27 protein-coding genes are annotated in these 25,725 nt (G+C 43.2%); 7 read left to right on the top strand and 20 right to left on the bottom strand.

What is annotated here, in order from left to right; translation table 11 throughout:
- Positions 1-37: 37 nt before the first annotated feature.
- From gspK to gspC, 9 genes are read right to left on the bottom strand one after another with little or no spacing between them, the layout of a single operon-like run.
- Complete coding sequence (gene gspK / locus K8B83_RS02730; protein WP_188740619.1) at positions 38-1,024, bottom strand: type II secretion system minor pseudopilin GspK; 987 nt, start codon at positions 1,022-1,024, stop codon at positions 38-40.
- Positions 1,024-1,731, bottom strand: coding sequence for a type II secretion system minor pseudopilin GspJ (gene gspJ, locus K8B83_RS02725; protein ID WP_188740618.1), 708 nt, complete (start codon positions 1,729-1,731; stop codon positions 1,024-1,026). Before gspJ ends, gspK begins: the two co-directional genes overlap by 1 nt.
- Positions 1,712-2,104, bottom strand: coding sequence for a type II secretion system minor pseudopilin GspI (gspI, locus tag K8B83_RS02720; protein WP_223419144.1), 393 nt, complete (start codon positions 2,102-2,104; stop codon positions 1,712-1,714). The genes gspJ and gspI overlap by 20 nt, the downstream gene beginning before the upstream one ends.
- On the bottom strand, positions 2,097-2,666 hold the full coding sequence (gspH, locus tag K8B83_RS02715) for a type II secretion system minor pseudopilin GspH (RefSeq protein WP_188740617.1): 570 nt from the start codon (positions 2,664-2,666) through the stop codon (positions 2,097-2,099). The genes gspI and gspH overlap by 8 nt, the downstream gene beginning before the upstream one ends.
- Before the next feature lies 1 nt (position 2,667).
- Positions 2,668-3,102 (bottom strand): type II secretion system major pseudopilin GspG, encoded by a 435-nt coding sequence (gene gspG / locus K8B83_RS02710; protein ID WP_188740616.1) that lies wholly within the window; start codon positions 3,100-3,102, stop codon positions 2,668-2,670.
- Between the two features lie 59 nt (positions 3,103-3,161).
- The gene (gene gspF / locus K8B83_RS02705; RefSeq protein ID WP_188740615.1) at positions 3,162-4,394 is read right to left on the bottom strand and encodes a type II secretion system inner membrane protein GspF; all 1,233 of its coding nucleotides are present in this window, start codon (positions 4,392-4,394) and stop codon (positions 3,162-3,164) included.
- A gap of 3 nt (positions 4,395-4,397) precedes the next feature.
- Positions 4,398-5,957 (bottom strand): type II secretion system ATPase GspE, encoded by a 1,560-nt coding sequence (gene gspE, locus K8B83_RS02700; RefSeq protein WP_283104443.1) that lies wholly within the window; start codon positions 5,955-5,957, stop codon positions 4,398-4,400.
- A complete protein-coding gene (gspD, locus tag K8B83_RS02695; RefSeq protein WP_188740614.1) occupies positions 5,950-8,085 on the bottom strand; it encodes a type II secretion system secretin GspD in 2,136 nt (711 codons plus the stop codon). The genes gspE and gspD overlap by 8 nt, the downstream gene beginning before the upstream one ends.
- 24 nt (positions 8,086-8,109) lie before the next feature.
- Entirely contained in the window at positions 8,110-9,024 is a 915-nt protein-coding gene (gene gspC, locus K8B83_RS02690) for a type II secretion system protein GspC (protein ID WP_188740613.1), read from the bottom strand.
- A gap of 264 nt (positions 9,025-9,288) precedes the next feature.
- Between gspC and hslR the strand changes: the two genes are divergently transcribed.
- From hslR to K8B83_RS02670, 4 genes are all read left to right on the top strand, one after another.
- A complete protein-coding gene (hslR, locus tag K8B83_RS02685; protein ID WP_373284942.1) occupies positions 9,289-9,678 on the top strand; it encodes a ribosome-associated heat shock protein Hsp15 in 390 nt (129 codons plus the stop codon).
- A 29-nt stretch (positions 9,679-9,707) separates the two neighbouring features.
- Positions 9,708-10,568: an Hsp33 family molecular chaperone HslO gene (gene hslO, locus K8B83_RS02680; RefSeq protein ID WP_188740611.1), complete on the top strand. Its 861-nt coding sequence runs from the start codon at positions 9,708-9,710 to the stop codon at positions 10,566-10,568.
- Positions 10,569-10,816: 248 nt separating this feature from the next.
- Positions 10,817-12,373, top strand: coding sequence for a phosphoenolpyruvate carboxykinase (locus K8B83_RS02675; RefSeq protein WP_188740610.1), 1,557 nt, complete (start codon positions 10,817-10,819; stop codon positions 12,371-12,373).
- A 144-nt stretch (positions 12,374-12,517) separates the two neighbouring features.
- On the top strand, positions 12,518-14,371 hold the full coding sequence (locus K8B83_RS02670) for a M14 family metallopeptidase (RefSeq protein ID WP_188740609.1): 1,854 nt from the start codon (positions 12,518-12,520) through the stop codon (positions 14,369-14,371).
- A gap of 33 nt (positions 14,372-14,404) precedes the next feature.
- On the opposite strand, the gene K8B83_RS02665 is transcribed toward K8B83_RS02670, so the two are convergent.
- Positions 14,405-15,247 (bottom strand): ABC transporter substrate-binding protein, encoded by an 843-nt coding sequence (locus tag K8B83_RS02665; protein WP_188740608.1) that lies wholly within the window; start codon positions 15,245-15,247, stop codon positions 14,405-14,407.
- Positions 15,248-15,325: 78 nt separating this feature from the next.
- Entirely contained in the window at positions 15,326-15,628 is a 303-nt protein-coding gene (locus K8B83_RS02660; protein WP_188740607.1) for a GIY-YIG nuclease family protein, read from the bottom strand.
- Positions 15,629-15,734: 106 nt separating this feature from the next.
- Between K8B83_RS02660 and moeA the strand changes: the two genes are divergently transcribed.
- Both moeA and moeB read left to right on the top strand, forming a co-directional pair.
- Positions 15,735-16,988, top strand: a complete 1,254-nt coding sequence (moeA, locus tag K8B83_RS02655; RefSeq protein WP_188740606.1) for a molybdopterin molybdotransferase MoeA — start codon at positions 15,735-15,737, stop codon at positions 16,986-16,988.
- A 7-nt stretch (positions 16,989-16,995) separates the two neighbouring features.
- Positions 16,996-17,766, top strand: coding sequence for a molybdopterin-synthase adenylyltransferase MoeB (moeB, locus tag K8B83_RS02650; protein ID WP_188740605.1), 771 nt, complete (start codon positions 16,996-16,998; stop codon positions 17,764-17,766).
- Positions 17,767-17,791: 25 nt separating this feature from the next.
- Here moeB and K8B83_RS02645 read toward each other — a convergent pair whose 3' ends face one another.
- Entirely contained in the window at positions 17,792-17,959 is a 168-nt protein-coding gene (locus K8B83_RS02645; RefSeq protein ID WP_188740604.1) for a DUF2986 domain-containing protein, read from the bottom strand.
- Between the two features lie 70 nt (positions 17,960-18,029).
- Entirely contained in the window at positions 18,030-18,203 is a 174-nt protein-coding gene (locus tag K8B83_RS02640) for a YqaE/Pmp3 family membrane protein (protein WP_188740603.1), read from the bottom strand.
- A 382-nt stretch (positions 18,204-18,585) separates the two neighbouring features.
- On the opposite strand from K8B83_RS02640, the gene K8B83_RS02635 reads away from it, so the two are divergent.
- A complete protein-coding gene (locus K8B83_RS02635) occupies positions 18,586-19,785 on the top strand; it encodes a GGDEF domain-containing protein (protein ID WP_188740602.1) in 1,200 nt (399 codons plus the stop codon).
- 21 nt (positions 19,786-19,806) lie between these two features.
- On the opposite strand, the gene K8B83_RS02630 is transcribed toward K8B83_RS02635, so the two are convergent.
- The 7 genes from K8B83_RS02630 to modA all read right to left on the bottom strand — a co-directional run bounded on the left by K8B83_RS02630 (position 19,807) and on the right by modA (position 25,712).
- A complete protein-coding gene (locus K8B83_RS02630; RefSeq protein ID WP_188740601.1) occupies positions 19,807-20,484 on the bottom strand; it encodes a TIGR01621 family pseudouridine synthase in 678 nt (225 codons plus the stop codon).
- A 41-nt stretch (positions 20,485-20,525) separates the two neighbouring features.
- On the bottom strand, positions 20,526-21,767 hold the full coding sequence (locus K8B83_RS02625; RefSeq protein WP_188740636.1) for a sensor histidine kinase: 1,242 nt from the start codon (positions 21,765-21,767) through the stop codon (positions 20,526-20,528).
- 67 nt (positions 21,768-21,834) lie between these two features.
- On the bottom strand, positions 21,835-22,518 hold the full coding sequence (locus tag K8B83_RS02620) for a response regulator transcription factor (RefSeq protein WP_188740600.1): 684 nt from the start codon (positions 22,516-22,518) through the stop codon (positions 21,835-21,837).
- A gap of 7 nt (positions 22,519-22,525) precedes the next feature.
- On the bottom strand, positions 22,526-23,047 hold the full coding sequence (locus K8B83_RS02615; RefSeq protein ID WP_188740599.1) for a hypothetical protein: 522 nt from the start codon (positions 23,045-23,047) through the stop codon (positions 22,526-22,528).
- Between the two features lie 133 nt (positions 23,048-23,180).
- Positions 23,181-24,293 carry an ABC transporter ATP-binding protein gene (locus tag K8B83_RS02610; RefSeq protein ID WP_188740598.1) on the bottom strand — a complete coding sequence of 371 codons (1,113 nt, stop codon included), beginning with the start codon at positions 24,291-24,293 and terminating at the stop codon, positions 23,181-23,183.
- Positions 24,274-24,954: a molybdate ABC transporter permease subunit gene (modB, locus tag K8B83_RS02605; RefSeq protein WP_188740597.1), complete on the bottom strand. Its 681-nt coding sequence runs from the start codon at positions 24,952-24,954 to the stop codon at positions 24,274-24,276. Before modB ends, K8B83_RS02610 begins: the two co-directional genes overlap by 20 nt.
- A complete protein-coding gene (gene modA / locus K8B83_RS02600; protein WP_223419993.1) occupies positions 24,954-25,712 on the bottom strand; it encodes a molybdate ABC transporter substrate-binding protein in 759 nt (252 codons plus the stop codon). Before modA ends, modB begins: the two co-directional genes overlap by 1 nt.
- Between the last annotated feature and the right edge of the window lie 13 nt (positions 25,713-25,725).

Raw genomic sequence — 25,725 nt, 5'->3', positions numbered from 1 at the left:
CGCACTCAATTCGTTAATTAACGTTTTGAGCTTGTTATTATTGTTGGCCACCATATTGACGGGTGAGCACTTCTAAATTGTTACCATTGCGCTTAAGTACACTATCCATTCTAAATATTGCATTGTCGACTTTTGCGCCTGCGTGTAATAAAAAATACTCACTGTCGACGACAAAACTCGACTTAAGATCTGCCTCAGCTTTAATACTGCTTAGAGACGAACTTTCCCAAAACTCTTCAATGGTACCGTAGCCATCTGCAGGGCGTTCATTAATGATGCTTTCAGCCTCACTAACTGACACTTCATTTTCTAACATTGCTGCAAGCAAGGCTGCTTGCTCAACTTTCACGGTATTTACATTTAATAGTTGCCTGCTGTTACCGGGTATTGCACACACATAATCGACAATATTTAGATACACATTTTGATTAAACCCTAATACTGAGCGAAGCTCACTACGATGTTGCATTAAGGTATTAGCCGCGCGATACGGTACGAGGCGAGATTCGTACTCGGCATCCTCTGCGCCGTAAGGACTCGATACAGTATCTGTATCGATGTAATCTTTAAGCGTATGTGTTAGTTGTTCTGCACCGAATTCATCTACGCCAAGGCTAATCAACAAAGATTGAAATTGCCTTGCAGCCAAGGACATTTTAGGTTGATTGTCTTCACTGCCGCTTGACGGCTCACCCACCGAATTAACGTTAAAACAGGCTCGCATATCTTCAATTTTACCGACAATTTCGCCATACTCAGCCGGAAAAACCACATTCGCTAACGCCCAATATTGCTGTAAATGCACTGTACCTTCGGCATCTTCAAAGTCTTGTTTAAGCACTTTCATCGCTAACTCTTCAGCCGACATGGTATACCAGTAGGCTTGGTCATATTGCGCCATATTAAGTGTTCGGCGCATAGACAACTGGTTACGACTGGTAATATTGGTGGCAATAATCACGACCAATGCCACAATCAACATAACGACAATAAGCGCAACACCTCGCTGCTTGTGGACGCCCATTAACTTGCATCCTCATCTTCTGAATCTTTTGAATCTTCTGACTCCTCTGACTCTTCTGAGTCTTTTGAATCTTCTGAATCTTTTGAATCGCTAACTGGCGCACCTTTGGGCAGTAAAAACCGTCGTTGAATTTTACCTAAGCCTTCAATGTCAATTTCCATTGCTATCCCTTTCGGCATAACGGTTCCATCTGCTTTGGTTTGCCATTTGTCATCAATAAAAAACGAATACTCAATAGACAACACGCCCTCAATCACCAAGCTTTTTAAAGGCTCGGCACCAACCACAGGCTCAGGATAGGGATAATACCAACGTTCTAGTCGTCCGCTTTGTACTACATAAGCAACCGATTGCACACTGCCTCTGGGTAACATGCCATCTGGATTTAACCAACCCAATCTAAAAAATAATAATGCCTGGGTGTCTGAATCGAGAATATTATCACCCGCTTGAAAAAACTGCTTACCACGATCACCTTCAAATGAACGAGGCGTACGAGCCACCATTTGGCCTAAATCGCGCTCTAATGCGCCAAAACCTTGTTGTAATGCCTTTAGCCGTATCGCAAAATCCTGCGTGACTTCATCGTTTTTCATTACAGCAGATAATACCGAGTTAGCCGCAATACCCAACATGGCAAAAATCGCGATTGCGATTAGCATTTCAAGTAAGGTAAACCCTGCAAGCTTAGAGTTTGCTGTGCACATAACTGCTTACCTGAGCCACAATTCGTTGATAGCGGTTGTCGTCGCTGACACTCACTGTAATCATTCTAAATTTGTCGTCTGTGGTTTTGACTACTTCTTGTCGCCAGTACCACTCTCGCCCCGCTAACTCAACTTGACCTTCTTTTTTACCAATATCGGGAAAATCACTGGTTAATCGAATATCAACCATTTGATTACTGGCAACCCACTGTGCCAATGTACGTTCTTCTAAAATAGGCATATTGGCCATTTGCTCACTGAGGCTTTTGGTCACTGACACCGCCGCAATGGAAAAAACAGCCAGGGCGACAATCACCTCGAGTAAAGTCATACCCGCATGCTTATTCAATGAAAAAATACTGGGTTTATTCATCAACGCGCCCTAAGGTAAGCCGGCCCAGTGCATCACCAACAACCAATACATTAACGGGTTTAAGCTCATCATTTACCGTTGTAAAATTAAGTTCAAATGGCGTCATCTCACCACTTGGAAACAATAAAATTTGCGGTTCAGGGTGTTTTTTCTTTTCTTCTTCGCTTTCTTCATCGATAAACGGTTCGTCAAACCACGACTCGTCTTGTTCATCTTCTTGTGTCAACGGCATGCCGTCAATCACCACGTCGAGCACGATACCTGGGGCCATTTGCTGAGTTGCCAGTAAACGGTCTTGCTCAACGGGCATCCATTTGCCTTCTTTATAAAACACAAATTGATATTCGTCTTCATCAACCACAATGCCAATAAATTGCCCACTGAGCACGCTTTCATCTAGCACCATTTCTGTCGCAGACATAAAGCGTTGCGCCTGTTTTTTTAGCGCTTGTTCTGGCCCAGCAACGTTCATAGAGATAGTGACTGCAGCAGCCACTAGCCCCATTAACAATGCGACCAGTAATACCTCAAGTAAGGTAAATCCGGCATGACGACGATGCATATTATTGGAAGTCTTGTAAATTCCAGCTGCCTATGTCGTCTTCAGTGCCAGCTTGTCCGTCTGGACCCGCGCTGAAGATATCAATTTTGCCATTTTCACCTGGGCTTAATAAAAAATAGTCATTACGCCAAGGGTCTTGTGGTAAACGTTTAACATAACCACCATCGCGAAAATTACGCGGCTCTGGCGATGATGTAGATTTTTGCACTAACGCATCTAAGCCTTGCTCTGTTGTTGGATAGATACTGTTGTCTAATTTATACATATCTAAGGCATTTTCGAGAGCCACAATATCTGAAACGGCTTTTTGTTGATCCGCTTTGTCTTTGTTGCCCATTAAGTTTGGTACAACCATTGACGCTAAAATACCTAAAATAACAATCACCACCATCACTTCAAGTAAGGTGAAACCGCGTTGTTTACTGTGTTGTTGCATTAAAGACTTCCTTCTAAAAATGACTCAAAAACATTGAGCTAATCGGCTTTGCTGAAAACTTAGCCACTGATTAAGTTATTTAATTCTAATATTGGCTGCAAAATAGCCATAACGATAAATAATACAACCGACGCCATACTCACCACCAGCATGGGTTCAAACACGCCCAGTGCAATATTAACGTTAGACTCAAACTCCCGGTCTTGATTATCTGCCGCACGTTCTAGCATATTTTCTAATTGACCACTCTTTTCACCAGACGCGATCATGTACAACATCATCGCAGGGAACAACTTAGTATTAGTCAACGCGGCCCCCAAACTGGTTCCCTCGCGCACGCGAGCTGTTGCATCATCAACCGCGGCACGCACTTTGACGTTTTGTAATACTTCACTCGCAATACGCATTCCATCAAGTAGCGGTACTGAACTGGCAGATAAAATACTCAATGTACGGGCAAATCGCGCGGTGTTTAAGCCTTTGCTAACTTTACCAATAACAGGAAGGTTAAGTAATGCCGTATCGTATTTCATGCGCATTTTAGGATTGGTCAGTAGTCGCTGAAACACAATCAGTCCGCCAAATATAATCAACACCACCACTACCCCCCAATGCTGAACAAAATCAGAGGCCAAGATTAAAAATTGAGTTGTGCCTGGGAGTTCTTGACCCATATGCTCAAACTGTCCAACCACTTTTGGGACTACAGCGGCAAGTAAAACCGCAATAACACCAATGGCCACCACAGTTAACACAATAGGGTAAATCATTGCTTGAGTGAGTTTTGACTTAAGTTGTTGGCGGCGCTCGGTATAGTCAGCAAGACGATTGAGTACCACTTCTAAATGGCCTGATTTTTCACCCGAGGCAACCATTGCCCGGTATAAGTCATCAAACACATGCGGAAACTCTGCCATCGAATCGGCTAAGCTGTAACCTTCAACGACGCGAGAGCGCACCGCCATAATCATATTGCCCAAACGCGCTTTTTCAGCTTGCTGGCCAACCGCTTTTAGCGCTTCTTCAATCGGTAAACCTGCAGCAACTAGGGTGGCAATTTGGCGCGTAATTAATGCCAACTCGGCCACAGAAATGCGCTTTTTAAACAGATTAGCTAGACTAAAACCACTACGTTGCGCACGGGCCTCTGTTTCATTAACAGCTTGAAGCTCAAGTGGCATGAGGCGTCTTTCACGCAGTTGGCTTCGAGCATGTCTAGCCGTGTCGGCTTCAATGACGCCTTTTTGTTGTTTGCCTTTGCTATCAAGGGCTTTGTACTCAAACGCTGCCATTGATTATTCCTCGCGAGTCACGCGTAACACTTCTTCTAATGTTGTCACGCCCGCTAATACTTTACTCATACCATCATGACGAATACTTGGCGTCGACTTACGTACGTATTTTTCAATCGCTAATTCGCCACGGCCACCGTGTATTAACTCCCGCACATTGTCGTCAACAATTAATAACTCGTGAATACCCGTCCGGCCACGATAACCGTTGTTGCCACACGCTTTACAGCCTTTAGCCCGGTAAATATGACGTGTATCGTTAGCCGTGATACCTAATAATTCTCGCTCACGTTCATCTGGTTCGTGGGCCACTTTACAGCTAGGGCACAAGGTACGAATAAGTCGTTGGGCCAACACACCAAGCAAACTGGAAGACACTAAGAAAGGTTCTACGCCCATATCTTGTAAACGGGTAATGGCACCGGATGCAGTATTGGTGTGCAACGTTGAAATCACTAAGTGACCCGTTAACGATGCTTGCACGGCTATTTGTGCAGTTTCAAGATCACGGATTTCACCAATCATCACTACATCAGGGTCTTGGCGCAAAATAGCCCGTAACCCACGAGCAAATGTCATATCAACCTTGGTATTAACCTGAGTTTGACCAATGCCATCTAATTCGTACTCGATTGGATCTTCAACCGTTAAAATGTTGGTATCTTTTGAGTTGATTTCAGTCAGACCGGCATACAGGGTAGTACTTTTACCCGATCCGGTAGGGCCGGTCACGAGAATAATGCCGTGAGGTTTACGGATTAATTCGTCAAACTGCTCACGAATATGGTCAGTCATACCTAACTGCTTTAAGTCCAGGTTGCCGGTATTTTTATCGAGTAAGCGCATTACCACTCGCTCACCATGGCTCGATGGCATAGTCGACACACGCACATCGACTGCACGGCCTGCTATACGCAGAGAAATACGTCCATCTTGTGGTAACCGTTTTTCGGCAATGTCTAAACGCGCCATCACCTTAATACGCGACACCAGTAACGATGACAATTTGCGGTTTGGCTTTAACACTTCTTTTAACACGCCGTCGATACGAAAACGCACAACAAGCTGTTTTTCGTAGGTTTCGACGTGAATGTCTGAGGCTTCTTCTTTAATCGCTTCAGACAGTAGCGCATTGATTAACTTAATAATGGGGGCGTCGTCATCACCTTCAAGCAAATCTTCTGTTTGCGGTAGCTCTTCGGCTAACGTAAACAAATCCATTTCATTGCCAATATCCTCCATGAGCTGCTGCGCCTCAGAAGAATTAGCCTGATACGCTTGCGTTAACTTAGCTTCAAACTTTGCCGCTTCTAGCTTGATTACGGCTAAATCAACCCCCGCATAACGCCTCACTTCTAGCATTGCATTTAACGGGGTGTTGTCGGTATAAAACAGGCAAAGTTGCTCTTTTTCCTTCGCCAAAACCAATTGAAAACGATGTGAAAATGCAAACGGCAGACGCTCTTTGCTGTTCGAGTGAAAAACCTCATCGCCTTCTACGACTTCCATAGCGACGTCACTTGATACTTGGGCTAACGGCTCTGTCATCGTACTATCACTCATTGTCTTGAGCCTTGTCCTTCTCTAAGCTTTCATTAATGATGCTTAAAGCGGCATCAGAGTCACGCAAATCGGTATCGAGACGCTGACGATTTTTATAGTGGTCAAGCATGTCATTCACTTCATCAGGCAAATAGGCTTCTTGGCTCCACTCTTCTAAAACAGGCACTTCAGTATTTGGCATAAGGTTAATGCCACGACCTTGTTGTTCAAGCTGCAAAGCTCTGAAATAATTGTATTTACGCCCAGCAATACCTTCCATTGTCATGCCATCGCGGATAATGGTTGGCTTAATGAAAATCATCAGGTTTTTCTTGGTTGTACTGCTTGAAGATGATTTAAATAACCAGCCTAAATACGGAATGTCGCCCAAGATAGGCACTTTTTGCACACTTTCCTGCACGTCTTCACTAATTAATCCGCCTAGCACGACAATTTGACCAGAATCGGCCATAACTGTAGTTGTTAATCGGCGTGTAGAGAAACTGATATCGACACCTGTGTTACCATTAACACCTGATACTTCTTGCTCAATCGTTAGCTTAACCGACGAGCCTTCGTTAATTTGCGGAACCACTTTTAGCTTAACACCCACTTCTTTACGCTCAACCGTTTGAAATGGATTGTCGTTATTTGAACTCGACGTTGACCCCGTTAGAATTGGTACCTCGTCACCCACAATAAATGAAGCTTCTTGGTTATCTAACGTGGTAATTGACGGTGTCGCAAGAATGTTTGAATTGGTATCACTTGATACCGCTTGAATTAACGCCGCAAAGTTACCTGTAGTCACGCCCCATGCCATACCATTAACCTTGCCTAATGCTTCGGCAATTAAGGTGTAGTCACCATCTGAGGTTGGGTTAGTCGTGGTAGTAGAGCCACCGTCTGAGTTAGTTACAGTAACCGTTGTACCTTCTTCCTCTTGCGCAGCTAGCACGCCGGCGCCGACTTCACTGATCGACGGACCAATGTTATTAAACTGAGTTAAGCCACCAGAAGTGCTACCCCATTGCACACCAAAACCAACGTTATCGCCTTCTGAAATTTCAACGATAATGGCTTCAACCAATACTTGAGCTCTACGAATATCAAGCTGATTAATGACGCTTTCTATGGTTCTTAACTGATCGGGTTCGGCACTGATTACTAACGAGTTAGTATCTGGATGCGCCATGATATTAATGTCGCTGCGGCGTTTACTGGAACTGGCGCCAGCTTGCGCAGCGCTGCTGTCTTTGTTTTCTTGAAGGTTTTGTGCAAAGCCTGTTAATACTTCCACCAGATCTTCAGCTTTTGCATAACGCAGGTAACGTACCTTTGTATTACCTGTGCTGGCTTGCTCTGCATCTAAACGCTGGATAAGTTCAACAACACGCTCACGGCTTTTCTCATCGCCACTGACTACCACCGCATTCATACGCTCATCGGCAACCACTTTTGGTGCCTGCCCTGGTAATTGAGCCTGGTTAGCACTTGAACGATACAAGGTGTCAACAATGCGAACTATCTCACCGGCTGAGGCATAGTTTAATGTCACGACCTCTACTGCAGTGTCTCCTTGCTTGTCTACTCGACGCACAATTTCAACCAGTTTGTTAACAACTGCGGCACGGCCTGAAATCATTAAGACATTGGCTTGGTCATAGTTAACCACGTTCCCGCCACCGGCGTTGTCGTTTAACTGACGTAATAAAGGCGCTAACTGTTTAGCTTCAGAGTTATAAAGTGGCACCACTCGAGTCACCATTTCATCGCCTAAACCTGGGGTGTTATCGTCGGCAACACGGATTGCAGATGTTTTGGCATCTTTGTCTTTAATGACCTTGATGACCTGGTTTTCCATTTCAACCACGGCATAACCGTAAACTTGCAATACGTTTAAAAAGAATTGGTAATATTGTTCATCATTCAATAAATCGTAACTACGTACGTTAATTTTACCGCGTACCGTTGGGTCAACAATGATGGTTTTATTGAGGTTTTTTCCAACAATATTAATAAACTCTTGAATGTCTGTGCCTTTAAAATTGGCAGCGTATTGCTCCGACCAAGCTATCGGTGCCGCCATCATGGCAACACCCGCTAGCATTCCAGCAATAATCTTATGTCGGATCCCTTTGTTATTCATTTTACTCAATCCTCTAACGCCAAATTATTCTGGCAAACTAAACATGATTTCGACCAACTGCCCTTCACGCTCTACCATGACAGCCATTTCGGTGAGCTCAGGCAATTGCGCCATCACTTCTAAAGCCTGACCCATCTCAGTCAGATCATACCCATTAATTGATTTGGCTAAATCATTCGCCTGAAAGCCTGCCTGATTAAACAAAGCAACGTCTTTACCAGGGTTTAAACGGTAGCCAGAAAGCTCTTCACCATTGCGCACAGGTGAAATAGATAAAAAGTCAGTTATTTTATTGGGGTCAGCTAACAACTCATCACGAGAATTAGACAGCTCTTGTGAGAAACGTTCATTATCGCGTTGATCAACTCGCTTAACACTTTTCTCTACTTTAGCCTGTTGTAACTGCTCATTAGCTTGGCTTTGAGTGGTGTATTTAAGCCCGTCAAGCATCAAGGTTTCATAACGGCCACCATTGGTGATAATAATTCTGTCGGCATAGACCTCTTTTAATGATGCAGAAGTGCCTTTAATTTTATCGCCGAGGCTGTATGTTTCTTGTTGGCCGCTAGACTCAATAACCGCGAGTCCTTGCTCCTCTGCAGTAGAAGCTACCACACCAGTTAATTGAATAGATAAGTTCGTTTTAGGCGCATCGGTAATTTGCTCAACAACCTCAGGTTTAGGTTTGTTAGCATTACCATCAACACGACCAAACAATAATAGATTACGTACACCAGCAAGCTCGATACGCTTAGCAGTGTTCGCAGAAACAGGGGATGGTTGCCAAGTCGCAGATTGCGATGACACAGGCATCAACCTCCATGTAATTTGTGCTGCCAAAAACAACACGACGACCAATCCAAACCAAAATACAGCAGCACTTAACGGCTTATGCGGCACTGTGGCGGCTTTGTTGATCAGTTTATCTAATAAATCCATATGTTATTGGACCCTCTATACGTCTTGGTACAGGTCTCTGTTCTAATTGTTGAAAAGTAAACTTAGCAGTCATGCTAACCTACAGAAGGTAAAGCAACAACCCTAGCGCATATCGATTGGCGAAACTGCACCAAATATGCTATGTTTGCGCGCACAAATGAGGGCCAATTTAACCCCATCAAAGTGTAATAATAATTACATTGTATGGCAGTTAGATTACTCAGTCTGTGAAATCATCCCTGTTTTGGAGGCCATTTGAATCAAATTCCGTCCGAAAAATGCATTATTCGGCTAGATAAATGGTTATGGGCGGCGCGATTTTATAAAACCCGAGCCATTGCAAAAGACATGATTAACGGCGGTAAAGTACATTACAACGGCCAACGGACTAAATCCAGTAAGAATGCAGAAGTCGGTGCAAAAATTCGTTTACGCCAAGGCAATGATGATAAAGAAGTGATCATCAAGTCGTTATCTGGCCATCGACAAGGCGCAAGTATTGCTCAAACCCTGTACGAAGAAACCCCCGAAAGCATTAGCAAACGCATCATAAACGCTGAAGCGCGGCGGCTAAATATTTTGAATAATCCGGCACCTGATCATAAACCGGATAAAAAACAACGACGGCAGCTTATGCGCTTTAAAGAATATTAAGCGGCTTACAAAGAGTTAAGAGAGTATAAATGAACAACGATATTTTACATCGCTATCTATTTGATAATGCCGATGTCCGTGGTGAAATAGTGCAACTTGAAAGCTGCTATCAAGAAGTGCTGTCCGCTCACGAATACCCAACCGCCTTAAAAAATTTACTCGGTGAACTGATGGCAGCAACGTCACTATTAACCGCAACAATTAAATTTACCGGTGATATCAGCGTGCAATTACAAGGTGACGGCCCCGTCTCACTCGCGGTAATCAACGGCAATAATGAACAAGTGTTACGTGGCGTATCACGCTGGAATGGCAACATTACCGATGATGCTAGCTTGCAGCAAATGTTTGGTAAAGGCTACATGGTGATTACCCTTACACCAGACGAAGGTGAGCGTTATCAAGGGATTGTATCATTAGATCACCTCGACCTAGCGGCATGCTTAGAAGAATACTTTAACCAGTCTGAACAGCTGCCAACCCAAATCAAGTTATTTGCTAATGGCAAACAAGCTGCGGGGATGTTGTTGCAAGTGTTACCCACTAAATCGGGACAAAATGAAGATTTTGAGCACTTATCAACGCTTACAGCAACCATTAAAGCAGAAGAGCTATTTACATTAAATGCACCCGATGTGTTACATCGTCTCTATCACCAAGAAGAAGTGCGTTTATTTGACCCTGTAGACGTGACGTTTAAATGCACCTGCTCGCGTGAGCGCAGTGGCGCTGCGATTAAGACACTCTCTCAGGCAGAAATTGAAGCGATTTTGGCGGAAGACGGCAAAATAGATATGGGCTGTGAATATTGTAAAAACATCTACTCATTTGACGCTATTGATATTGCAGCCTTATACGCTGGCAGTCACAGCAGTGACGCGCAACAGTAAAGAAAAGAATTACGTAATCAATTACAAAAAAAGCGCGTTATGCGCTTTTTTTGTGCCTAAAACCTGATAAAAACAAAACCCAACATTAAAAACTTTCAAAAAAATTACCAAACTGTTCGTTACCAAAGCCTCAACTTCAGTTACAATCGCCTTATTAGCTCAAATAGCCTGCGCGCAATAATAATACCGAGCTAAGTTAAATCGCTAAACCAATAATAACGATAAACACGACACCCGACCTAAAAGACATGGAGATCAACACTATGGCGGATTTATCACACCGCGTTCACCTTAACCCTACGACAGCACAGCTTGTAGAAATCGCGCTTCTTCGTGGAGAAGGTCAGCTCACCGCTAACGGTGCATTAGTGGCCAAAACAGGAGATAGAACAGGTCGTTCACCAAATGACCGTTTTATTGTAAAAGATCCAAGCACCGAAGCTGACATTGAATGGGGCAAAGTTAACCGCCCATTTGATGCTGGTAAATTTGATGCATTATGGGGGCGCGTAGAAGCCTATCTTGCTGATAAAGAGATTTTTATGTCTGAGCTTGAAGTCGGCGCAGACGATGACCACTACATTCCCATTAAAGTTACAACTGAATACGCATGGCATCAGATTTTTGCCCGTAACCTGTTTATCATTCCGACCATTTTTAACCGCAACAACAAAGACACATGGCAAATTATCAACGCCCCAGGTTTTGTGTGTGACCCCGAGCGTGATGGCACTAATTCAGAAGCCGCTGTAATCCTTAATTTTGCCGAACGTAAAGTCTTACTGGCTGGTTTAAAGTATGCAGGAGAAATGAAAAAATCCATGTTCTCTGTGCAAAACTTTTTACTCCCAGCGAAGGGCGTATTACCAATGCATTGCTCTGCAAACGTGGGGCACAATGGTGATACAACGTTATTTTTTGGTCTTTCAGGTACGGGTAAAACCACCCTTTCAGCCGATCCGAAACGTTTATTAATTGGTGATGACGAACACGGCTGGGCACCTGGTGGGGTATTCAATATCGAAGGCGGTTGTTACGCAAAATGTATCGACCTAAGCCAAAAAAATGAACCGGTAATTTGGGATGCAATTCGTTTTGGTACCGTGCTCGAAAACGTAGTACTTGATGAGCAGCGAGTCCCTAATTACAACGACACCAGCTTGACCGAAAATAGCCGTGCAGCTTACCCACTTGAGCATATTGCACAACGTAAAGTAGAAAACCGCGGAGCAGAACCTCACGCAGTGGTATTTTTAACTTGTGACGTTTCAGGTGTGTTACCGCCCGTCTCTATTTTAAGTAAAGAGCAAGCGGCATATCACTTCCTGTCTGGCTATACAGCCAAAGTGGGCTCTACAGAAATGGGCTCAACGTCTGCTATTCAGTCAACTTTTTCAACCTGTTTTGGCGCGCCATTTTTCCCGCGCCCTGCGGGGGTATACGCTGAACTACTAATGAAACGCATCGAATCATTTGGCAGCCAGGTGTATTTGGTTAACACCGGCTGGACTGGTGGCCCACACGGTGTCGGTAAGCGCTTTGATATTCCAACCACACGCGCGATTGTTGACGCCATTGTCAGTGGTGAATTAAAAGATGTTGAAACAGTACACATTGATAAGCTCAACCTCAATGTTCCTGTTGCTGTTGCTGGAGTAGACACTAAGCTGTTAAACCCAATCAATACTTGGAAAAATGCTGCAGAATACGACAAGTATGCACAACAATTAGCGCAAGAGTTCAACGATAACTTTGCCAAATATCAAGTGTCTGATGCCATTAAACAGGCGGGGCCTAAGGTTTAATCCTCACACTGTCACCTTAGATAAATAAGCCTAAAATCCCAACTCTGGTTGGGATTTTTTATTATGTGGCATCATATTAATCAAAGGGTAATGCTATGATGTCATTTAAGTTTAGCATCTCAACATCATGACCTAGAGGTATACATGCAGCGCAATTTGTTTTCTCGTTTATGGATTAGTCCTTTTTTATTGTTCTCAACCTTAACGATTGCAAATGAAAAGGTCGTTCAACAACCAACGATCGAGCAAGCAAATACCTTTATCAACGACAGCATATTACCGCCAATTCAAGCGTGGTCTGGTGCAAGTGAAGCCCTGCTGTTAAGTCCCGAACATCCTTGGGCAACCCCGTTTGAGCAGCAAAATTACCAGAGCACGCCAAACTACCAAGACACCATGGCATGGTTAGATAACCTGGTCGACAGCAGTGATTTATTGCATAAAGTCAGCCTAGGTAAAAGCCCACAAGGTCGAGACATATGGATGATAGTCGCCTCAGCGGAAGGTGCGCAAACCGCCAAACAACTGGGGCAAAATGGCAAAGCAACCATATTGGTTCAAGCCGGTATCCACTCAGGCGAAATCGACGGTAAAGATGCCGGGATGATGTTATTGCGTGATATAAGCCATGGCAACAAACGCACGCTACTCGAAAATGTTAACTTGCTATTTGTACCGATTTTAAGTGTAGACGCACACGAGCGTAGCAGTGAATACAATAGGGTTAATCAACGCGGACCGATAAACATGGGCTGGCGTACTACCGCCAATAACCTTAATTTAAATCGAGATTATGCCAAAGCTGATGCAATTGAAATGCAACATCTCATTCATGCAATCAATATTTGGCAACCCCATCTCTACATTGATGTGCATGTTACCGACGGAATTGACTACCAATACGATGTGACTTTTGGTTATAACGTTAAGCAAGGCTACAGCCCCAGCAGCTTTAACTGGCTAGAGAATATCTATCGCCCAGAAATAGAAGCCGCACTTACACAGCAAGGTCACATTCCTGGACCGCTAGTTTTCGCATTAGATAATACCGATATGGCAAAAGGAATTTCGCTGTGGAATCCTAGCCCAAGATATTCAAATGGTTATGGTGATGCTCGCCACTTACCCACAATATTAATCGAAAACCATAGCCTGAAACCATACAAACAACGTGTACTCGGCACTTATGTGATGCTCGAGCAAACGTTAAAAACCGTCGGCCAAAATAGCACTAAGTTAAAGTCGGCAATTAATGACGATAAGTACCGCAACCCAAGTCAATTAACACTGTCATGGCAAAGTGAACAACTTCCTGAAGGCATCGATTTTAAAGGCATTAACTACCATATTGAAACCAGCCCAATTAGCGGCGCTGATGTTGTACGGTGGACTGGCGAACCTAAGCTATATGCCAATATCCCTGTTGTTGCCAATACAAAAGCTGACGTCATAGTGTCTCGACCTATCGCCTACTATATTCCGCCACAGTGGAACACTGTCATAGAACGTTTATCACTGCACGGTATCCGCATGACTCGCATTGAAAAATCGACTCAAATCACCGCACAGCAATATCACTTCAGCCAACCTGTGTTTTCTAAAGCTGATTATGAAGGGCGTCAAACCGTTACCGCAAACACCATGAGCAAAAAGGTCACCGCGTCACTGCCTGCGGGAACCATGCGCGTGGCAACCGATCAGCCTCTGGGCGACTTAGCCATGTTGCTATTAGAACCACAAGCTGAAGATTCATTATTTTATTGGGGATTCTTCAATACGATTTTCACGCAAACAGAATACATTGAAGACTACGCAGTCGAGCCTCTTGCAGAAAAAATGTTAGCTGAAAGCCCCAAGCTACAAGCCGAGTTTGCTCAAGCACTCAAGGATCCTGAGTTTGCCAAAGACAGTAAAGCCAGATTACGTTGGTTTTATCAGCGCAGCCCATACTACGACACACACTATTTAATTTACCCAGTTCTTAGGGCAATGAAATAATTAAGCTAATGACATAAAAGCGCTACGGCGCTTTTATTGTTTTACAGCATCTATCCAGTGAATATAAGCTCTATTAGCATAACCATAAGGCAACGTTGGATTTTCAAGAGTGAAAATTTGGCTATGCTGATATCGACTTAACGGAAATGCTGGCGCAGTTGTTGCGTGGTGCCTAATAAATTCGACTAACTTGCCATTAGCAAGTAACGCTAACAACCCGTCGGTGAGTCGCTGCGCAAGGAGATGATTTTGTTTATTAACAAAAAAGTACATAGGCAAAGGATAACGCAGCATGATTGGATCATATACGACTAACGACTCATTCCCCACAACGCTCACTTCAGCATAAGCCTCATTAATCCCTCGAGGAAAATAATCACAACGTTGTTGCAATAGCATGGCATACATTAATTTAAATGAAATCACTCGTTCAACACGATAACCGTTAAACTCCAAAATATCTGAATCAGGCCATTGACTACCCTGGCAGGCAACCATTTTTTGTAATTGCTCAGCAGATGTAATCGCAGCAAATTCACTTACTCGATCACGAGAAATCACAGGCACACGATCGCCAAGTAACCCACCATCTAGCGGTATTGTTATCGCAAGATAATCACGTTCACGTTCGATGCTGGTTCCGGCCCAATACACATCTAATTGCTTATTTTTAAGCATACTAAAACCACGTGATTGCGATAATGATGATTCTAAAATAATCACCTTAGCAGGACCGTAATCAGCAGCCGTGACATCAAGCACTAAATGCAATAAATCGACATAATAAAGGTAGGTGGAATTATCTATTGATTGTGAAGGCTGGATACGTACAACATTCTCAGCACAAACTGGCGCTGACAATAAGCATAATAGCATCAACCAAAACCATAATTTAGCTACCAATCAAGTCGCATCCACTGTGAATAGGGTTAATAGAGTCTAGCCGTAAATTCGCTAAGTCACTAATGGACTTATTTGATATGATGAATTTTGTGTAACCAGTTGTATTTTTTGTTGGCGAGACATTTTTTTTATCGCGATTTCACGCTTTAATGCCGCACTACGGTCAATATGAGATTCTTGATAAACAAGCGTTAAAGGGCCTTTACCTTTTAAAAATTTGGCCGCTTTAACGCCACCGAGTTGATGCTCCGCAAAACGCCGTTCAACATTCGTGGTCACGCCAGTGTATAAATGAGAATTAGCACAACGAATAATATATACATACCACCCAGAAACGGGGTTAACTTGAGACATAAATGATAAAAACCTTAAGTATGATCATAAAACTCTTATTCCAAAAATGGCATACTAGCACTCAATAACCATAAAAATATCTTAGGTATACATTAAGGACGTTCAGATGCCACACAATCAAGATCCTTGCGCGCAACCGACATTATTGCATCCAGACCAAGCTATTGAACAATTATTAGCACAAGTTGCCGCAACGCAAGACACTGAACTGGTCACCCTCAACCACGCAATTGATAGAGTACTCGCCGAAGATCTAGCATCGAGCATCGATTTACCTCCCTTTGACAATTCAGCAATGGATGGTTATGCATTTAATTATGCCGATTTAGATAGCACAAAAACACACACTTCTCTCACGCTTGTGGGTAGCTCATTTGCAGGTCATCCATTTCAGGGAAAACCCCAGCCCAATACCTGTATTCGTATTATGACAGGCGCTCCGGTACCCGCGGGTTATGATACGGTACAAATGCAAGAGAACACACAAGCGAACGGCAACCAGATCACGATAGAACATCCACACAAGCAAGGCGCCAATGTACGTAAACGCGGAGAAGAATTACTAGCGGGCACAAAAGTATTACATCGAGGTGTCATAATTCGCGCCGCCGAAATGGGGGTTTTAGCAACGATAGGCATTAGCCAGGTACGAGTATCGCGTACATTAAAAGTCGCGTTTTTCTCTACCGGTGATGAATTACGCCCTGTCGGTAGCGAACTTGCACCAGGGCAAATCTATGACTCTAACCGCTATTCTATCCAAGGTTTATTAAGCAAAAGCAATGTGCAGTGGATAGATCTAGGCGTCATTCCTGATAATAAAGAAGCCATCCGAGGTGCGTTTAAAGAAGCAGCAAGCTTAGCAGATATGGTACTGACATCGGGAGGCGTATCGGTCGGTGAAGCCGACTTTACTAAACAAATATTATCTGAAGAAGGTCAAATAACTTTTTGGAAACTGGCCATAAAACCCGGTAAACCATTTGCCTTTGGCAAAATAGGCAAAGCCGTATTTTGTGGCTTACCCGGAAACCCAGTTTCGTCAATGGTGACCTTTTATAAACTGGTGTTACCTATTTTGCAAAAAATGCAGGGACTTAAGCCTACAACACCTTTATTTTGCCAAGCCACATTACAAACCGACATTCGTAAACACCCAGGAAGAGTGGAATACCAACGCGGTATATTAACCCGTAATGCCTCTGGCGAACTCGAAGTATCCATCACCGGGAGCCAAGGCTCAGGCATGTTAACATCGATGAGCTTAGCTAATTGCTTTGTGATTTTAGATCAATTCCAAGGCGACTTATCTAAAGGCAATACTGTCACCGTAGAGCCTTTTAACAGCGTGCTGTGCTAGGAAAATTATGCAGTCTGAAGACCAAGAAATATTAAGCGACAATGAAATGCTCCGCTATAGTCGCCAAATCTCCATCAAAGCAATGGATATAGAAGGCCAAGAAAAGCTCAAACAAGCCAAAGTATTGATCATCGGCGCAGGCGGATTAGGATGCGCAGCGAGTCAATATCTTGCCGTTGCCGGTGTAGGTGAAATAACTCTGGTAGACTTTGATACGGTTGAATTATCAAATTTACAACGCCAAGTTTTGCACTTTGATGAAAACATCGGCCAAGCCAAAGTTGACTCAGCCAAACAAACTTTAGCTCAACTTAATCCGTTAATTAGCATCAACGCTATTAATAAACTGTTAGAAGACGATGAAATCAATCAACTCGTTAGCCAACATAGTTTAGTACTCGACTGTACTGATAACGTTTTAGTACGTGAGCAGCTCAATCAAAGCTGTTTTGAGCACAAAACGCCACTGGTGTCAGCGGCTGCAATAAGGATGGAAGGCACAGTAACTGTATTTGACTACCAAACAAATACGCCCTGTTACAAGTGTTTCAGTGCGTTGTTTGGTGAGCAGCAACTAACCTGTGTCGAGTCAGGTATTTTGGCCCCTGTAGTGGGCATGATCGGCTGTATTCAGGCAACTGAAGCGATAAAAGTGATGAGTAAAGTGGGCAATGTTCTGGCTGGTAAATTGTTAATGGTCGATGCAATGACAATGGAGTTCAGGCAAATGACATTACCCAAACAACCGCATTGTAAAGTGTGCGGCAAGGGTAAATAACCCTAAAGGCAAGATGGTTATGTCTTTAGGGCTCTTGGCTTAAATGAGGCTCACAGGCCAATAAAGCTTGTTGAGCTAATCGCTCGCGCTCAGCTTTGGCAACGTATGGCGTTTTATTTGCCGCGTGTAACTTTGCGTTGGCCTTTTTGGCTTTAGCTTTAAGTGTTTGGTTAATTTTCTTTTTACGATTCATCGTGGGCTCACACCAAAACCATCATTATAGCCTTAAACAACATCAATCACTATCCATTCTCGCCGCGAGCTTATAAGTCCTCTTGCAACACCACCCATACCGCATGAATAAGACCCGGAATAAAAAAGAAAAAACACAGCAAAATATTGATCAACAAATCTTTGCCCATACCGTTTTTCAAAAACACCGCTAAAGGAGGCAGTAATATCGCAATGATAACCAATAATAATTTGTTTGTGTCCATTTTTCATCCTTATTTTGTTGCTTAATTTAGAGAATACAATTATAAAAATAGCAAAGGATACAATTTGTTAATAAGTTATTTTGTAACAATTAAATTAACAATGTTAAACCGAACATCATGGTTTATTGAATTTGCTTATTGATACACATGTTTGCCATGCTATAGCCTTAACCCAAGATGTGACTCACAACACCACACGTGAGGTACCGGTTGTGATGTCATTTAGCAACAATATAAGTGATCAAACATGCTGCCTCTATCGTCCCGCAGACGCTTGTTTCAAGATGTTGACAGGTCGATTGAGTATGTATCACTGCCAGTGTGCTATTGTAAAACCTTAACACGCTATTTGTTACTCATACAACAATACTGAACAGGTCATATGGAACATAGCCAAAGCATTATTTTTGTTCAATTTTTTTGTTTAATTGGTACAAGCTGTACCATTGCATGGGCAATATATGCTGGCGTGTTCAAAATTGCACCCAACGCAAGTTGGCGTTTCGCACTAGCCAATATCTGTACCGTCAGCGGGGTCTTACTCTACACACAACGCACCGATTCGATCAGTTACCTTTATTGGTTTATCGCTGACATGGCTGTATTACTGGGATTTGCGCTTGTACGTTGGGGCTGCCAACATTTATTTAAACAAACAACGTCTTATTTGTTCGACTTAGTACTGTTAGCCAGCTGCGCCTTGCTTATGCTACTGGTTCCGCCGTCGCTTGATTATGCCGTTTATCTTGTCATCGTGATGAGTATTACCGCAGCCATTCTCATATCACTCACAGGCCTTGATAACGCAAAAGCGTCTAAAAAACACATGTCTATGTCAAATGCGATATTGATTAATGTGCCTTTTTTAATCATGGGGGCGCTTTTTGTTATCCGCGCAATGGCCCTTTTTTACTCCCCTGAAGATCTCGCCAACTTATCGGCGGCTGATAAGCTAAATTCTCCAATGGTTATGTGGAGTTATATCATTTTATTGCTTCTGACCAATTTAGTATTATATGGCAACGCGCTAACTCGTTTAGTGTTTAAGGTCTCGCGTTTGGTTAATAAAGATCACCTTACAGGTTTGTGGAACCGTCACGCATTACTGGACAAACTAGACGAAGTGGATGCCTTATGGCAACGCAATGGCTCGGCATACAGCTTACTGGTCCTCGATGTCGATCACTTTAAACAGGTTAACGATACTTATGGTCATATGGCCGGTGATGCAGTACTTAAACATACCGCAATGCTAATGCAACACTCGCTGAGAAAAATTGATTTTATTTGCCGGTATGGTGGGGAGGAGTTTTTGATCATTTTGCCGTCAACAAATCACGAGGAGGCCATGTTTGTTGCCAAAAAAATCCAATCTCAAATCAATAACACCTCGGTAAAATGGAAACATCATGAGATCGCAATCACCTTAAGTATCGGCACTGCCACCTGTAAAAATCATATCAGCGTTGAACAATTATTACAGTTAGCAGATGAGGCAATGTACCTGGCCAAAAATGCTGGCCGAAATACGATTTGCACTAAAGAGCCTGAAAATCTCGAATTTAATTCTTCAAAGCATTAACACATCAAAAACACCATCTGGCTATTTTTTAGTAGGCCAGTCAAGACTATCTGGCTGTGACCATTGCTGATTAACTGATAGTCTGAACTGCTCATCATTAAACTCTTCACCGTCTATCGGTAATTGTTGAAACGCATACTGCTGACCTAAATAGTTAAAATGCAGACAATAAGCATGCAAATAACAGCGATCGCTTTCAACATGACCATAGAGTGTATCCCCTAAAATAGGGACGCCAATGCTCGCCAGTGCAACTCTTAATTGATGGGTTTTTCCGCTTAATGGTTTTAATAAATAGGCTCGTTTACCTTCACTAAGGCTTAAACAAAAAAACTGGGTGATAGCAGGGTTTTCTGTTGTGCGAAGTAACTTGTACATACTTCGACGAGATTTTGCCATATCACCAATAATCCAGCCTTGTTTCTTTTTAGGCTTACCTAATGCAATGGCCAAATAATATTTTTGTACCAAATGAGCCGTGAACATTTGAGTAAATACATTGGCGGCATGTGGGGTTCTTGCCACAATAAGCAAGCCTGAAGTGGGCGTATCTAGCCTATGCACCGGGTACAACTTATAGCCTAAATCAGCTTCGGCTTGAGCGATAACCCCTGCAGTGCCATCTTGGCTATGAAAATGCACATGGGGCGCTTTATTGATCACAATAAAGTCTGGTTGCTCACTTAGCAATTGATACATTGATGGATCCAATTCGATAATACCCGCAGCTAAAAAACGGGTTACTTAAAATGAATATTCACTAACAATCCTGGATGATTGTCATGTAATGAAATCGTCGCCTTATGGCGCGATAAAATGGCTTTAACCATCGACAAACCTAAACCTGTACCCTTGTAATGGCGACTGGGGTCGAGACGAACTAGGCGATCAAAAACACGTTCCTTGTCTTCATCAACAATACCTGGGCCGTTATCGCTAATTTGAATGTGCTTACCCCTTTGCTTAATGCTTATGGCTGCACCGATTGGTGAATACTTAATTGCGTTATCAACCAAATTAAACAACGCCTGAAATAGCAAATATTTGTCGCCATTAATCTGTACGTCATTCTCAAGAGAAATGTGTAACTCTTGTTCGCGTGATTCAGCTATAACCTCTGCCATCTCAAATAGATCCTGGCAAATTTGCTGTAAACTCACAGGTTGTAAGTCTAAGGTTTGCTGGCCTTCTTCAATGCGTGTTAAAGATAACATCGCATCAAATGTTCCTAGGCAATGATCCAGCTCTTCAAGTAATTCTGCACTGGCATCGGCTAACTCTTTGGTAGGTTTGTCGGCAAGTTGCTCAATCCCTATACGTAAATGCGATAGCGGTGTCCGTAAATCATGGGCAATATTATCAGTAACCCCGCGTACAGCACGAAGGTTTTGCTCAAGAGTATCAAGCACTAAATTAAACTGCCTAGCCAACATATCAAACTCATCCTGGCTGTCACTTACAGGCAAACGAGTTTCGTAATGACCAGCTTCAATTTGTTCACTCAAACGGTTGTATTCGACCAGTCGTCTAAGGATAGCTTTCGAGAAAATATACCCTAACGCAAGCGTGAGCCCTAATGTAAAGGCAACCGCCCAAAACGCTGCATTAATAAATTTTTCAATTAAGGTTGCTAGGTGATCGGTTCTCGTGGCAATTAACACAGGGCCATAGCGAGTCATCACTAATCCGCCCGTTAAAATATGCAGTTTATCTGGGCCACCAGTAAAAATGGGGAAATCTTTGGTTTCGGGAAGCTGGGGCATATTTTCTGGCAAAAAGGTCAATGCCCCGACCATGTCGACACTATTTCGCCAAGCAATTAACGCCGTTTTAGGATCGGCGGCGCGGATTTGCGCCGCAAAACTTCTACGATTTACGGTTAATGCTAATTGCTGATATCGCTGCATTTCTGCAGCAAGATGCTTATCAACCTGGTTTTGCTGTTCTATCACTAATTGTCGATAAAGGCTTAAAACCAACATCACAATCAAGATGGTGACTAACGTTGAGAAGATAAGCGTAATGCGCCATGCACTACTTTGATATGGCTTAATGGCCTTTGCAGAGGCGATAACCCGCACCCCTTACTGTTTCAATTAACTCGCCATGCCCTAACTCTTCAAACTTACGACGCAGTTTTGCAATATGCACATCAATGACATTGGTACGCGGGTCGAAGTGATAATCCCACACGGCTTCAAATAATAACGTGCGGCTAATCACTTGATTTGGATGCTCCATTAAATACTTAAGCAGCTGGAACTCTTTTGGCTGTAACATTAATTCACTGTCATCAAGCGTCACTTTTCGTGTGAGCAACTCCATTTTTAGGCCGCCGACTTCAATATCGGTTGCAGCGGGCTCAACAACATTGCGTTGAATTAACTTTTCGGCACGTACTAATAGTTCAGCAAATGCAAAAGGTTTGGTCATGTAGTCATCACCACCAGCACGCAAGCCTTTAACACGTTCATCAACGTGACTCAAAGCAGAAAGAATTAACACTGGGGTTTTGTTACCGCTGGTGCGTAATGCTGACAAAAGAGTCAGGCCGTCTAGCTTAGGTAACATACGATCTAAAATGAGTAAGTCATATTGATTGTGTTTGGCTAACGTTAAGCCTTCTTGACCATCTGTTGCGCTGTCTACCTGGTACTTTTGTGCAGTAAAACCGTTGGCCACATACTTTAACGTGGTGGCATCATCTTCAACCAATAAAATACGCTTAGTCATAGAGTCTTTAATCCCATTTGAGCAGAGGAAGTGGACGCAGAGTTTCAATATCGAAAGCAATGGTGTTTTTGCTGTCTTGATTGAGGAGTTTTAGTTCAAGATAACTAATGGATAAATCGTGGTCCAATTCCGCTTGCGTTAAGTATCCTTGTTGATCTTCAATCGCTAGTGCCACCAGTGCTGAAAATGTCATTTGCTTAGCTTGCAACATTTTGGCTGCATTCACAGGGCCAATGTCATCAGAACTATACACAGATGTCTTTTCGTTTAGCAGCACACCATCTAGTGCCCGGTATTGATATTTACTCATTTTACGCGTTTCTACATCCACCATAGAAATTTTGTAAACCAGTAAACCTTCCTCCACCTCAACATCAAAGTCACATATCGTGCCTTTATCTTGTTGCTCTAACTGCTTCATGACCACAATTGGCTTTAAAAAATCGCCATTGATCAATAAGGTATGCATTGATGGCGTTGCCATCACGGCACAAGGAAGAAAGCATATTGCCAATAGCAACCGAACCATCACGAGCCTCTATTTGATTGAAAACTTTATTACACCACTACTCTACCTAACCGCAGCCAAAGTCCCAAGAAATCTAAGATTAATAATTGATCATAAATGCCATAAAACAGGGCGTTATCGGCAATTATCAGCGCTAGGATGACGCATTTAAAATATGAATTTGTTCGGACTTTAATGCAATTGTTGTTTGCATTCCAACTTGCAGCCCCAGCTTATCGACTAAATGGGTTGGCACATCCGCATTAATCACCGAACCAATACCAATAATTGAGGCTATCACGCGTGATGATTCACCCATTACCAATACAGACTCAATCAACACATCGAGTTTATTTAAACTTTTACACAAACGGCCGCTACTAATGGCATTAAAGCGGATACCTTGATTAGGAATAACCCAACGAATTGCTTGTCCCTGTGAAACATGCGGTGAGCTGTCGCTTACAATTAACTTATCCCCTAGGGTAAACCAGGTCATATTCCGCGTAGCGTCTTGCTCAACCACCTGCCCATCAAAAATATTACGTAAGCCCATTTGTCTGGCTACGGCTTCATCATTGGGATGGGATAATACTTCAAAAGGTTTGCCCTGCTGTAACATTTTGCCTTGGCTTATCAGCATCATTTTATCGGCTAGCAATAACGCTTCATGAATGTCATGAGTGACCATAATCACAGGGATAGACAATTGCAGCTTAAGCCTTGCTAACTCAATATATAAGCGCTCACGGGTTTCTCGATCAACAGCGGAAAAAGGCTCATCAAGTAACAAAATTGAGGGCTCGCGTGCTAATGCCCTTGCTAAAGCAACTCGCTGGCGCTGTCCACCGGAAAGCTGTGTTGGTAACCTATCTGGCAGCCCGTGCAGATTAACCCGCTCTAACCAGTCTAATGCTCGCTGCTTTCGTATTGCTTTGGGCACATGATCAAGTCCAGCTATCACGTTTTCTAATGCCGACAAATGTGGAAATAAACCAAAATGTTGCGGCATGTAGCCAATGTGACGCTGTTGAGGCGTTAACGAAAGTGATGAGTTCGCATCAAACCACATTGCATCACCACATTTTATGTGTCCATGCTTAGGCGTGGCTAATCCGGCAATCATTCTTAGCAAGGTGGTCTTACCGCCACCCGATGGCCCAACAACCGCTAACACCTCACCTGCTTTGCAGGTAAAGTTAGCGACTAATGGTATCGGCGATGCTTGATTGATATGGCAAGTTAAATCAGCGCTGCGTGGCGCCATTATGGCCTCCTAAGCGCCGAGACATACTGGTAGTCAATGCCAAAGCACTCACAGCAAAAAGTAATAAAACCAACGACATCATCCCTGCTGAATCGAAATCGAACGCTTGCACGCTATCATATATCGCTATTGAAATGGTTTTTGTTTCACCGGCTATGTTGCCACCGAGCATCAACACAACACCAAATTCACCTAATACATGAGAAAAACACAACACTAAAGCAGTTAGCACCCCCGGCCAAACCATGGGCAATTCTATTTTCATAAAAATCCGCAAACGGCTCATACCGCAACAGGCTGCTGCATCTCGAATATCAATTGGAATGGTTTCATAAGCGCGCTGTATCGGCTGCACAGCAAATGGGATATTAACTAGAATTGACGCAATAACAAGACCCGAAAAATGAAAGACCAATTGTTGGCCAAACATCTGCTCTACATACTGGCCTATTATGCTTTGATTACCTAAACCCACCAGCAAATAGTAACCTATAACTGTCGGAGGTAGCACCAAGGGCACAAGTATTAAGGCTTCGACCCAGGACTTACCACGAAACTGAAAATAGGCCAAACCACGGCCAACCAATATGGCTAAGGGGATCAAAAAGACAACAGTAAAACAGCTCAACTTGACCGACAACCATAATGCTTGCCAATCCATTAGTCATGAGCCTCTAAAGTGTTAGGCAAGTTAAAACCAAATTCACTTAAAATGGCTTGCGCTTGTTGGCTTTGCAGATATTGATAAAAACGAGATGTGGTTTCAGAGGCATCAGGCATTAACGCCATACGCTGATTAAGGGGTTGATATAACTCATCAGGGATCACCACATAATGTGCCATTTTGCTAAATTGCGGTGCTAATACTAACGACAAAGGTACAATCCCCCCCTGAGTTGAGCCACTAATGGTAAATTGAGCCGCCTGAGAGGCATTTTCCCCAAATATGAGCTTGGGCTGAATCGCATCCCATAAACCTTTAGCTGTTAGTACTTCACGGGCACGTTCACCATATGGTGCATGCTCTGGGTTAGCAATAGCAAATCGCATTAGTTTACCGTCGGTAATCAATTGCTTTAAACCAGCAAGGTTTTCATCAAGTACTAACTCTGATTGCTTAGGTGCTGCAAGCGCCAAACGACCGATAGCGTAAACCACACCAGCGTCTTGGGTATAACCCGCCTTATGGAGTTGTTCAATATAAAATTCATCTGCACTTAGCAGCATTTCAAATGGCGCGCCGTGCTTAATCTGCGACACAAAATTGCCAGACGATCCATAACTAATACGAACACTTAATCCAGTTTGTTCTTCAAAATTATCGGCAATCTTATCTAATGCAAACTTAATATTGGCCGCGGCGGCTATGGCTGGCGCTTGCGCTGCGTGAGCAACCGAAAACAGGCAAACACAAACCATAATTAATGCGGTA

It is taken from the genome of Shewanella inventionis (assembly GCF_019931735.1).
Classification (GTDB): Bacteria; Pseudomonadota; Gammaproteobacteria; order Enterobacterales; family Shewanellaceae; genus Shewanella; species Shewanella inventionis.
This window is presented reverse-complemented; position numbering and strand designations above follow the sequence as displayed.

Excerpts from the sequence above, each read along its gene's own strand:
- gspK (WP_188740619.1), bottom strand. The coding sequence starts at position 1,024 with ATGGGCGTCCACAAGCAGCGAGGTGTTGCGCTTATTGTCGTTATGTTG.
- gspJ (WP_188740618.1), bottom strand. The coding sequence starts at position 1,731 with ATGTGCACAGCAAACTCTAAGCTTGCAGGGTTTACCTTACTTGAAATG.
- gspI (WP_223419144.1), bottom strand. The coding sequence starts at position 2,104 with ATGAATAAACCCAGTATTTTTTCATTGAATAAGCATGCGGGTATGACT.
- gspH (WP_188740617.1), bottom strand. The coding sequence starts at position 2,666 with ATGCATCGTCGTCATGCCGGATTTACCTTACTTGAGGTATTACTGGTC.
- gspG (WP_188740616.1), bottom strand. The coding sequence starts at position 3,102 with ATGCAACAACACAGTAAACAACGCGGTTTCACCTTACTTGAAGTGATG.
- gspF (WP_188740615.1), bottom strand. The coding sequence starts at position 4,394 with ATGGCAGCGTTTGAGTACAAAGCCCTTGATAGCAAAGGCAAACAACAA.
- gspE (WP_283104443.1), bottom strand. The coding sequence starts at position 5,957 with ATGAGTGATAGTACGATGACAGAGCCGTTAGCCCAAGTATCAAGTGAC.
- gspD (WP_188740614.1), bottom strand. The coding sequence starts at position 8,085 with ATGAATAACAAAGGGATCCGACATAAGATTATTGCTGGAATGCTAGCG.
- gspC (WP_188740613.1), bottom strand. The coding sequence starts at position 9,024 with ATGGATTTATTAGATAAACTGATCAACAAAGCCGCCACAGTGCCGCAT.
- hslO (WP_188740611.1), top strand. The coding sequence starts at position 9,708 with ATGAACAACGATATTTTACATCGCTATCTATTTGATAATGCCGATGTC.
- K8B83_RS02675 (WP_188740610.1), top strand. The coding sequence starts at position 10,817 with ATGGAGATCAACACTATGGCGGATTTATCACACCGCGTTCACCTTAAC.
- K8B83_RS02670 (WP_188740609.1), top strand. The coding sequence starts at position 12,518 with ATGCAGCGCAATTTGTTTTCTCGTTTATGGATTAGTCCTTTTTTATTG.
- K8B83_RS02665 (WP_188740608.1), bottom strand. The coding sequence starts at position 15,247 with ATGCTATTATGCTTATTGTCAGCGCCAGTTTGTGCTGAGAATGTTGTA.
- K8B83_RS02660 (WP_188740607.1), bottom strand. The coding sequence starts at position 15,628 with ATGTCTCAAGTTAACCCCGTTTCTGGGTGGTATGTATATATTATTCGT.
- moeA (WP_188740606.1), top strand. The coding sequence starts at position 15,735 with ATGCCACACAATCAAGATCCTTGCGCGCAACCGACATTATTGCATCCA.
- moeB (WP_188740605.1), top strand. The coding sequence starts at position 16,996 with ATGCAGTCTGAAGACCAAGAAATATTAAGCGACAATGAAATGCTCCGC.
- K8B83_RS02645 (WP_188740604.1), bottom strand. The coding sequence starts at position 17,959 with ATGAATCGTAAAAAGAAAATTAACCAAACACTTAAAGCTAAAGCCAAA.
- K8B83_RS02640 (WP_188740603.1), bottom strand. The coding sequence starts at position 18,203 with ATGGACACAAACAAATTATTATTGGTTATCATTGCGATATTACTGCCT.
- K8B83_RS02635 (WP_188740602.1), top strand. The coding sequence starts at position 18,586 with ATGGAACATAGCCAAAGCATTATTTTTGTTCAATTTTTTTGTTTAATT.
- K8B83_RS02630 (WP_188740601.1), bottom strand. The coding sequence starts at position 20,484 with ATGTATCAATTGCTAAGTGAGCAACCAGACTTTATTGTGATCAATAAA.
- K8B83_RS02625 (WP_188740636.1), bottom strand. The coding sequence starts at position 21,767 with ATGTTGGTTTTAAGCCTTTATCGACAATTAGTGATAGAACAGCAAAAC.
- K8B83_RS02620 (WP_188740600.1), bottom strand. The coding sequence starts at position 22,518 with ATGACTAAGCGTATTTTATTGGTTGAAGATGATGCCACCACGTTAAAG.
- K8B83_RS02615 (WP_188740599.1), bottom strand. The coding sequence starts at position 23,047 with ATGGTTCGGTTGCTATTGGCAATATGCTTTCTTCCTTGTGCCGTGATG.
- K8B83_RS02610 (WP_188740598.1), bottom strand. The coding sequence starts at position 24,293 with ATGGCGCCACGCAGCGCTGATTTAACTTGCCATATCAATCAAGCATCG.
- modB (WP_188740597.1), bottom strand. The coding sequence starts at position 24,954 with ATGGATTGGCAAGCATTATGGTTGTCGGTCAAGTTGAGCTGTTTTACT.
- modA (WP_223419993.1), bottom strand. The coding sequence starts at position 25,712 with ATGGTTTGTGTTTGCCTGTTTTCGGTTGCTCACGCAGCGCAAGCGCCA.